The organism is Ohtaekwangia sp. (assembly GCF_036568665.1).
In the GTDB taxonomy this organism is placed as follows: Bacteria; Bacteroidota; Bacteroidia; order Cytophagales; family Cyclobacteriaceae; genus Ohtaekwangia.
Genome location: NZ_DATCSD010000255.1, coordinates 1 through 10,299 on the forward strand (window position 1 = coordinate 1; position 10,299 = coordinate 10,299).

General features: G+C 43.1%; 8 protein-coding genes. 4 read left to right on the plus strand and 4 right to left on the minus strand.

Features of this window, described 5'->3' with window-relative positions; genetic code table 11:
• The 3 genes from VIN08_RS14045 to queA all read right to left on the minus strand — a co-directional run.
• A partial coding sequence (locus VIN08_RS14045; protein ID WP_331966214.1) for a tetratricopeptide repeat protein occupies positions 1 to 1,952 on the minus strand: 1,952 nt, incomplete at its 3' end.
• Between the two features lie 202 nt (positions 1,953 to 2,154).
• A complete protein-coding gene (locus tag VIN08_RS14050) occupies positions 2,155 to 3,075 on the minus strand; it encodes a hydroxypyruvate isomerase family protein (protein WP_331966216.1) in 921 nt (306 codons plus the stop codon).
• Between the two features lie 223 nt (positions 3,076 to 3,298).
• On the minus strand, positions 3,299 to 4,345 hold the full coding sequence (queA, locus tag VIN08_RS14055; RefSeq protein ID WP_331966219.1) for a tRNA preQ1(34) S-adenosylmethionine ribosyltransferase-isomerase QueA: 1,047 nt from the start codon (positions 4,343 to 4,345) through the stop codon (positions 3,299 to 3,301).
• A 202-nt stretch (positions 4,346 to 4,547) separates the two neighbouring features.
• Between queA and VIN08_RS14060 the strand changes: the two genes are divergently transcribed.
• Positions 4,548 to 5,810, plus strand: coding sequence for an ABC transporter permease (locus tag VIN08_RS14060; RefSeq protein WP_331966222.1), 1,263 nt, complete (start codon positions 4,548 to 4,550; stop codon positions 5,808 to 5,810).
• 105 nt (positions 5,811 to 5,915) lie between these two features.
• Positions 5,916 to 7,175 (plus strand): ABC transporter permease, encoded by a 1,260-nt coding sequence (locus tag VIN08_RS14065; protein ID WP_331966225.1) that lies wholly within the window; start codon positions 5,916 to 5,918, stop codon positions 7,173 to 7,175.
• A gap of 159 nt (positions 7,176 to 7,334) precedes the next feature.
• Here VIN08_RS14065 and recA read toward each other — a convergent pair whose 3' ends face one another.
• Positions 7,335 to 8,363, minus strand: coding sequence for a recombinase RecA (gene recA, locus VIN08_RS14070; RefSeq protein WP_331966233.1), 1,029 nt, complete (start codon positions 8,361 to 8,363; stop codon positions 7,335 to 7,337).
• A gap of 316 nt (positions 8,364 to 8,679) precedes the next feature.
• On the opposite strand from recA, the gene VIN08_RS14075 reads away from it, so the two are divergent.
• Both VIN08_RS14075 and VIN08_RS14080 read left to right on the plus strand, forming a co-directional pair.
• Positions 8,680 to 9,729, plus strand: coding sequence for an aminopeptidase (locus VIN08_RS14075; protein WP_331966227.1), 1,050 nt, complete (start codon positions 8,680 to 8,682; stop codon positions 9,727 to 9,729).
• A gap of 163 nt (positions 9,730 to 9,892) precedes the next feature.
• Positions 9,893 to 10,299: response regulator transcription factor (locus VIN08_RS14080; protein ID WP_331966230.1), on the plus strand; the 407-nt coding region annotated here is incomplete at its 3' end.

The following is a 10,299-nucleotide window of genomic DNA, read 5'->3' on the forward strand; positions in this document are numbered from 1 at the left end:
TATTCATCGGCAATGCGTTGTTGTACAGCATTGCGATAGAACTTTGCATAGCGTGTGTCGAGTTGTATACCATTATCGAGTACAACCAGCTTGGGTACATCTATATTCTTTGTAAGGATCAATGCGAGATAGCGTGCATCATTTTCAAATTTTTGATCGTATCGCTGCAGGCGAATAATTTCTACCGATGCTTCTGTGTCTGTAAGCAGTGCTTTGATCTGATCGGAGCTCGCCTTTTTTACTGAATATCCGGAAGAGAAATCGGCTGAGCGTTCAGAGAGTTTGCGTTCCATGGCATTGGCAGAGCGCTCAAGTGAATCGAGATTTATATTCTGTTGTTTCAGATCTTCTTTTGAATAAGCATATAACCTGGCAAGGGTTTCTTTCTGATCGAGCCACGCAACGTAATCTTTAATGAGCTGCGCATCTTTACTGGCAAGGATGGTTTGCTTTACCTTGTTGGTGGAATTTAGTAACAATGCTTTGGTAGCGATGCGATAGTCGAACATCGCTTCGATTACATGCGCATTGTCAACGCTTGCTTCTGCTGCAAAATTATAGAAGCGTTGAAAGCGTGGCGAGAGTATATCCCAATACTTGGTCTTCTCAGCTTCGCTCATAGGAGGGAAGTAGGTGTTAATGAATTCGAGCGATTTATCCATTACCTCGCGATACATCATAAACGACTTCTCCCACGATTTTCGTTTCCATTCCAGTATCGCTATATCTTCCTGCGATTGTACATAGAGCGGGTGGTTTCGGCCCAACGTTATTTCACGGATGGCGAGTGCTTTTTCCAACAGGGGAACAGCATCGGTATATTTTGTTTTATAGCGATAGAAATTACCGAGATCGCTGATGGCTTTTGCATATGCAGGATTCTGTTCGTTGAAATTTGATTTATAGATAGCAGCCGAACGTTTCAGCAGGTCCTCCACTTTATCTTCTTTACCCATTACCATATATAGTGCAGCCTGGTTGTTGAGCATGGATGCGTAGTCGGGGTTGTTTTTGCCAAGTCGTTTTTCCATGCCGAGGTATATCGTTTCTGCCTCCGGATATTTACCCATCTGCTGGTATAGCAGCGCCAGGTTGGAAAGAAACTTCAGGTGATTGCGTGATTTACTGCTTTGCAGTTTCTCGGCTATAGCAATGGCTTCTTTTAAAATTTTCTCTGCCTCCTCAAATCTTCCGATCGATTGAAACAGCATCGCCTGGTTGTTGAGTATAATGGCATACGGCATAGCGGTTTGCAGATTATTACTTTTGATGATGCCGAGCGATGTATCAAAATCTTTCTCTGCTTCATTATAGCGTGCGAGGTTATATTTCAATACGCCATAATTGTTGAGCGAAGCTGCTACACTGGGATTGTTATCACCATATTTAGTCTTGCGCATGGTTAAGGCTTCCTCTGTAGATTCTTCTGCTTGCGTAAAGCGCCCCATGGTGGTATAAAGCAGTCCCTGGTTCGATATAGTTTTAAGATAGCCTATATCTTGCTGTAGTCCGGCTTTTTCGTAAGCGGCTTTTGCTGCATTAAATTTTCGTTCGGCCATGGTAAATTTTCCATTGGCATACCATACTTCACCTGCTTCGCGATGGAAGCGTGCAAGCTCGGCATCGGAGAGTTGATCGTTCTGAAGATACGATGATGTGAGTCCTACAGCTGTAGTAAACCGCGCGGCTGTTTCTCCTTTTTCTTTAATGTCGAACAACCCGGAATTATCGCTCAGTAATATAGCATAGTCAAAATCAGAAGAGTCAAATTCCGCGCGGGCCTTCTCCATATCTTTCATCGCATAGTTGAAAACCTTTTCGCGATTCTCTTTTGTATTGAGATTTTTACCGGCATCTGTAGCGGCCTTCTTCAGGTCTTTCAGGAGTTGCGCTTGTAGAATAGTGGCAGGTAGTAAAAAGAGTATAGTGGCGATAATATAAATCCGCTTCATGGGCACAGGGTTTTTCGTAAATCAAATTTAACTAAAATGAAGCGGTCGGGGTTTCAGACGGCCGGATTTGTTTCACGGAAGTTTTACGGGTGCAGCAACCTATACTTTGTATCCTATATATAGGGCGATATAGCATGTGAAACAAAAAGGCCGACAGTATATATACTTGCCGGCCTACATGTTGATGTGGTTAAGTGTTTAATCAGAAAGTGTCTACTTCGCGATAAGCCTTGATCAGCGCGACCTCACCTTCTTTACCGGGTTTGGAAATACCGTGTTCCATTCCCCACACACCACGATAACCTTTTTCATGTACGTGCTTGAATATATTTTTATAATTGATCTCTCCCGTAGTAGGTTCTTTTCTTCCGGGGTTATCGCCAATCTGGAAATAGGCAATTTCTTCCCAGCAACGATCTATGTTGTTAATGATGTTGCCTTCGTTGCGTTGCATGTGGTATATATCGTATAGTATTTTACAAGCCGGACTTTTTACAGCTTTGCACAGCTCGTATGTCTGATCAGACGTACGCATAAAGAGGTCGGGTGTATCGCTGAGAGGTTCGAGCACCATAGTGAGTCCGTGAGGTTCAAAGATCTCGGCACCTCTGCGCAGTGCATCCACTACATTAGCGGTTTGTATACCAATGGGTAAGCTGCGTTCGAAGAAGCCAGGTACAACGGTCATCCATTTAGCGTTTACACGCTTGGCTAACTCAACAGAATCTTTACAGGTTTTAATAAAAGTATCTTTAAATTCCTGCTTGCCGGTGGTTAGTGATACTTTCCAGTTATCGCCACCATCAACAACAAATACACCCATCGTCATGCCCAGCTTGGCAAGCGTTGCACCGATCTTGTCTTGTTCTTCTTTCGGGCGTTTCAATAAACCATTGTCTTCAATAGCACGAAAGCCCTGATCGTACATGAACTTGATCTGGTCTATAAAATTTTCTCCTGCATGATTGCTAAACATTCCATCGTGTGGCGCGAAGTTGCATTTGAAAGTTTTCTCTGCCGGTATATCTGCCTGCGCTATATCGCTGGTTGATGCATATGCACCGAGCGTTGCTGTAGAAGCTGCCGCAGCAAGACTATTCTTGAGGAAGTTTCTTCTTTTCATGTGTTTGCTGGTTGGTTTACGATGTTCAATATAGCATGAGGATTATGAAATTGGAAGATTGGAAAATTTGAAAATTGAAAGATTGGAAGATTATGAAATTGAAAGATTCTTTAGCGTTACTGAATCTTATAATTTTTTAATCTTCAAATCTTCCAATTTCCCTAAAATGAAAAAAGCCAACCTTTCGGCTGGCTCTTCGCTAAATATAGTCGCTTTAAATTTTTTAGATGATCAGCATCGCGTCACCGTAAGTAAGGAATTTATACTTTTCCTTTTTGGCAACTCTGTATGCTTCCATAATGAGGTCGTAACCACCGAAGGCAGAAGCCATCATTAACAAGGTAGACTCCGGCATATGGAAGTTCGTGATCATTGCATTGCATATCTTGAAATCGTAAGGAGGGAAGATAAATTTATCTGTCCAGCCTTCGCGGGCCTTCAGCCTGTTCGTTGCAGACACTGCAGATTCCAATGCACGCATGGTAGTAGTACCAATTGCGCAAACTTTTCGCTTGTTGTCGAGTGCTTTGTTTACAGTATCAACCGCTTCATTGCCTACAATGAAGTTCTCAGAATCCATTTTATGTTTGGTGAGATCTTCTACATCTACCGGGCGGAATGTACCAAGACCGATGTGTAGCGTAACGTATGTTATATCTACACCTTTCAATTGCAGGCGTTTCAATAACTGACGTGTAAAGTGTAGTCCGGCAGTAGGAGCCGATACAGCACCTTTATTTTTAGCAAAGATGGTTTGGAAACGATCTTTATCTTCAGGCTTTACTTTGCGCTTGATATACTTTGGCAGCGGAGTTTCTCCCAATGTTTCAACTACTTTATCGAAAGCAGCAGAGTCGCCATCGAAGAGGAAGCGAATCGTACGACCACGTGACGTCGTGTTGTCTATTACTTCGGCCACCAGGTCGCCATTACCAAAATATAGTTTATTGCCTACGCGGATTTTACGGGCAGGATCAACGAGTACATCCCACAGATGCATATCGGCATTGAGCTCGCGCAACAGGAATACTTCGATCTTGGCTCCGGTCTTTTCCTTGCGGCCATACAGGCGGGCAGGAAATACCATGGTATCATTTGCTACCATTACATCACCATCGTCAAAATATTCAACGATGTCTTTAAATACCCGGTGCTCTATTTTACCTGAATCTTTGTGTACTACCATCAACCGTGCTTCATCGCGGTTCTCGGCAGGATCCAATGCTATAGAATTGTTGGGGAGCTCGAATTTAAATTCCGATAACTTCATATTCGTTAATGCAAAGTATGCCCAATAAAGGGTAAATTTTTATTTTGGGTTGCAAAAATAAGGCAACAATTGGCTTTTGCGACAAAAGGTGCTGTTTTTTTCAAGCCTGTAACAAAAAAGCAAGTTTTTTAGTCTCTGGAGAAGTAATTTGTCTGTGTCGAAGCCGACAAACCCAATTAACTACGGTGTTTATTTTACCCTCATGTTCGTTTTACAACAGATTTTTGAAAGTTTTCGATTTGCCTGGAAGGCATTGAGGTCCAACATTCTGCGCACAGTCCTATCGTTGTTGGGCGTTACCGTAGGGATCTTTGCTATTATCGCGGTGCTCACTTTTGTGGATTCGCTCGAAAAGAATATAAAAGACAGCTTTAATTTTTTGGGAGCGAGTGTAATATACTTTCAGAAGTGGCCCTTCCCCGGAGCTACCGAAGAGTTTAAATGGTGGGAATACTGGAAGCGTCCGACTCCTTCCTACAACGAGTATAAATTCCTGAAAGAGAATCTCACGCATCATTCCGAGATTGCCATCTTTGCTGATGAGGGCGACCAGACTATAAAACGTGGCAGCAGCAGCATTAGCGATGTAAGCCTGGTGGGCGGTTCGGTGGGGTATGATCAGCTCTTTGATGTGAATGTTGAACGCGGCCGCTATATGAGTGTAGAAGAAATTGAAGCCGGCCGAAATGTAGCGGTGCTCGGCTATGAGGTAGCCAGTGCGTTGTTTCCGGGTAATGACGACCCGATAGGAGAGAATGTAAAGATCCAGAATCTGAAGTATAAAGTGGTGGGTGTAATAAAACGCGAAGGAAGCAGTTTTATAGGCAAGACCACCAACGACTATAATGTTATCATTCCTTATCAATCCTTTAGAAAATCTTTTCAAACCGGTACAGGCCGATGGAATGAAGTGCAGTCGGTGATCGGTATAAAAGGGAAAGAATCAGATATAGGGTTGGTAGAGCTGGAGAACGAGATCAAGGGCTATGTTCGCGGAAGACGCGGGTTGAGACCGTATGATAAAGATAACTTTGCACTCAATCGCCCGGAGGCATTTATGAATCTGATCAGTGGTGTGTTCAATACGCTGAGTATTGCCGGGTGGATCATTGGAGGATTTTCGATACTGGTAGGAGGTTTTGGTATTGCCAACATTATGTTTGTGTCGGTAAAAGAACGAACAAGCATTATAGGCTTGCAGAAATCGCTCGGTGCCAAGAATTACTTTATCATGTTTCAGTTTTTGTTCGAAGCTATATTTCTGAGTTTGATCGGTGGCCTTGCAGGGCTGTTCCTGGTATATCTCATTACCTTTATACCGATGGGAAGTTTGCAGGTGGTGCTAACCGTGAAGAATATTGTACTGGGCCTTACGGTGTCCAGTGTGATCGGACTGGTTTCAGGTATTGTTCCTGCTGCATTGGCGGCAAGACTTGATCCGGTAATTGCTATTCGGACTGCATGATCTGAATGAGATTTTAAATAATACTCTACCCGGAGGTATATCGTTGTGTGACTTATCATCCTGCAGCGGTAACTCCTACAATAAACATTGCGTTACTAAACCTGCATGTATACCCTTCGCCAGATTTTTGAAAGCTTCCGGTTTGCCTGGAAGGCATTACGGTCTAATTTACTTCGCACCATTCTCTCGTTACTGGGAGTTACCATTGGTATCTTCGCTATCATTGCCGTGCTCACCTTTGTGGATTCGCTGGAGAAGAATATAAAAGACAGTCTCAATTTTATCGGTACCAATGTGATCTATGTAGACAAGTGGCCGTGGCTTGCCGATAATGATGGCGAGTATCGCTGGTGGGATTTTTGGAGAAGACCTAACTCTTCGTACAACGAGTATAAATTTCTCGAAGAGAATCTCAAGCACAGCAGTCATATTGCTATTTATGGCGATAAGGGAAATACCATTGTGAAGCGTAACAGCAACAGTATTGGCAGTGTGCGGTTAATTGGCGGCAGTGAGAACTATGAGTATATCTATACCATCAATATAGAAACGGGCCGGTACCTTACGGCAGATGAACTTGGGGCAGGACGAAACGTGGGGATCATTGGATATGAGATTGCCAAAACGCTTTTCCCGGATGAAGATCCGCTGGGCAAAATGGTAAAGATCAAAAATGTGAAGTTTATGGTGGTGGGCATTATGAAGAAAGAAGGGCAGAGTTTTATGGGCTTCTCCAGTAACGATTACAATGTTATTGTTCCCTATGGTGCCTTCCGAAGACTATATCAGACCGGAACCGGTCGTTGGGATGAGTTGGAGTCGAGCATTGGTATAAAAGGGTATGATACCGACATAGGCCTAGTGGAACTGGAGAATGAAGTGCGCGGTATTATGCGTGTAAGGCGAGGGTTGCGTCCTGGTGAGAAAGACAACTTTGCGATTAACCGCCCTGAAGCGCTGGCGAATGTGATTGGTAATTTGTTTGATGTGGTAGGTATAGCCGGGTGGATCATCGGTGGATTTTCGATACTGGTAGGAGGCTTTGGTATAGCCAACATTATGTTTGTGTCAGTAAAGGAACGCACCAGTATAATAGGGCTGCAAAAATCGCTGGGTGCTAAGAATTACTTTATCATGTTCCAGTTTTTGTTCGAAGCTATATTTCTGAGTTTGATAGGAGGATTTGCGGGGTTATTCCTGGTATACCTGATAACATTTATACCAATGGGTAGCCTGGTGGTTACGTTAACCATTAAAAATATAGTGCTGGGGCTTACGGTATCAACCATAATAGGTCTTGTTTCGGGTGTAGTGCCAGCAGCTCTGGCAGCCAGACTTGACCCGGTAATTGCTATCCGATCCTGATAGCACAGAATACAGTGCTATAGTTACACGAAGATATAGTCTATCGAAATATAGTATACCGATTAAAAAAGTAGCCCCGGAATCTTTACCCAGATCCGGGGCTGTTTATTTTATAAGCTATTTATAGAGCTATGGTATTCTCTTTTGTCGAATTGCTTTTTACTCTTTTTCTTCCAGCACTTTTGTGCCTTCTACACCGGCCAGTTGCTCTTTGATTTTCTTTTCGAGTTCATCCATCAGTTCAGGATTATCTTCGATAAGTTGTTTTACCGCATCGCGGCCCTGACCTAATTTGTTACCGTTGTAAGAGAACCATGATCCGGATTTCTGAATCACATTGAGCTCAACACCGAGGTCGATCACTTCACCTGATTTAGATATACCGCGACCATACATGATATCGAATTCTACTACTTTGAATGGAGGAGCTACTTTGTTTTTTACCACTTTAACTTTTACACGGTTACCGGTAATATCGTCAGCAGCTTCTTTGATCTGACCAATTCTGCGGATATCAAGACGAACCGATGCATAGAATTTCAATGCGTTACCACCGGTTGTTGTTTCCGGGTTACCGAACATAACACCGATCTTCTCACGAAGCTGGTTAATGAAAATACAGGAGCATCCTGTTTTGCTGATTGTACCCGTTAACTTTCGTAATGCCTGCGACATCAAGCGGGCCTGCAACCCCATCTTGCTTTCACCCATCTCACCTTCCAATTCGCCTTTCGGCACAAGAGCAGCAACGGAGTCAATTACAATAATATCGATAGCACCTGAGCGTATCAGGTGGTCGGCGATTTCAAGAGCTTGTTCACCGTTATCGGGCTGAGAGATCAGCAGGTTTTCAGTATCAATGCCTAATTTTTCTGCGTATGCTTTATCGAAGGCGTGTTCTGCATCGATAAATGCAGCGAGTCCGCCACGTTTCTGTGCTTCGGCAATACAGTGCATGGTAAGCGTTGTTTTACCGGAGGATTCAGGTCCGTAGATCTCGGTTATTCTTCCGCGCGGTATACCACCTATACCCAATGCGATGTCAAGGCCAAGAGAGCCGGTTGAGATAGCTGGTATATCTACCACTTTCTCATCACTAAGCTTCATCACGGTTCCTTTACCGTATGTCTTTTCCAGTTTGTCGATCGTTAACTGAAGCGCCTTCAGTTTTTCTTTAGCATCACTCATATATGTATTTGTTTCTTTTACGTTGTCAGAGAGGTTGATCACCGGATCAGGTCTGAAAGTACAAAGGTTCATTCATACCTGCATTCACTTCAACCTATTAACCTCGAAAAATCTTTAACTATTATTATTAGTTTTATTACGGTTTAAAAATACTAATTAAAATAGAATATAAAAATCCAGGAGCTTGTAATGGTATGAATTTTTACGTCAGCACATGCAGGTTCATGCTCGTTAGCAGTTGCATATCTTCCGTGCATACAAAGTTGTCGCATACTTTTATCTTGCGGGCTATTCAAGACAGAATTATTTTTTAGAAATGCAGATCCGGGCGGGTAAAATAATCAAACGTACGTTGCTGGTGATTGCCGGAATTATTGCGGCACTTGTCATTTTCTATTGGGACCTGGTAAGTTATGGCGTGCGCCAGGGATACGGACAACTCAACATTGTATGGAACGCCAGACCTGTAGAGGAGTTTATGGCCGATCCTTCTTTTCCGGATTCTCTCAAGGGGCGACTGAAATTAATTGATGAAGTACGAAAGTATGCGATCGACTCGCTCGGGTTGAAAGACACGAAGAATTATAAAACGCTCTATGATCAAAAAGGTAAAGAGATCATGTGGGTGGTGCTGGCTGCAGAGCCCTTCAGACTCCAGCCGAAAGAATGGAAATTTCCGGTGATCGGATCAGTGCCCTATAAAGGATTCTTCAATCAACAAAGAGCGTTCGATCTGAAGAAAGAACTTGAAACAGAAGGATACGATGTAGTGGTGCGTAACCCCGGTGGTTGGTCTACACTTGGCTGGTTTACCGATCCTATACTTAGCAAGATGCTCAATCGCAGCGAAGGCGACTTGGCTAACCTTATCATTCATGAAATGTCGCATGCTACCATCTTTGTAAAAGACAGTATAGACTTCAATGAAAACCTGGCCACGTTTATAGGCGATCGCGGTGCAGAGAAATTCCTCATCTATAAATATGGAAGAGAGTCTAAAGAGTATATCACCTATATGGATGAAGATAAAGATTATCTCAAATATGTCGATCACATGCTGCGTGGTGCTACGTTGCTCGATAGTTTATATAAAACGTTTGGCGATCAGGAATCTATAGCCATTAAAAAGCAACGGAAAGAAGACACGATACGCAGTATTATAAACAGTCTTGATACTTTGTCGCTCGCGCTTACACAGCATCCATCGCAGCGTTTTAAGGAAAAGCTGCCCAACAATGCTTACTTCATGAACTTCCGTCAGTATCAATCCAAGCAGAATATATTTGGTGAGGAATGGAATGCTAGGTTTCAGGGAAATTTACGCGCCTATATTCATTATCTGAGCGAGAAATATCCGTTTCTCTGATGGCCGTTTTGCCGAATAAAAAAGACCTTCGGAATTATTTCACACGCAGTTCTCGTTGTTCTTTATTATCGAATTGTTATGCCTGCTTAAGGAATTGTTAAGAAATGTTTACCGGTTTTTAATGGGCTTTTTTATGTATATTTTTGAAGCAAATAGTTGAACTATGGGAAACAAGCAGATGCACAAAGTGCTTGTTGTGGATGATGAAGAACCTATTTTGGAGCTTCTGAAATACAACCTCGAAAAAGGCGGATACGATGTAAAAACGGCCTCCGATGGCTCGAAAGCCGTGGATATTGCCAAGAAGTTTGTGCCAGACCTGGTGCTGCTCGATATCATGATGCCGAAGATGGATGGTGTTGAAACTTGCAGACTGCTGCGCGACATTCCCGAGCTTCAAAAAACATTTGTAGTATTTCTTACTGCCCGCTCAGAAGAATACTCCGAAGTAGCAGCATTTGACGTGGGGGCTGATGACTATATCACTAAGCCAATCAAGCCTCGTGCTTTGATGAGCCGCATCAGTGCACTGTTCAGAAGAGACTCTAAAAAATCATCTCCTTCCAGCCT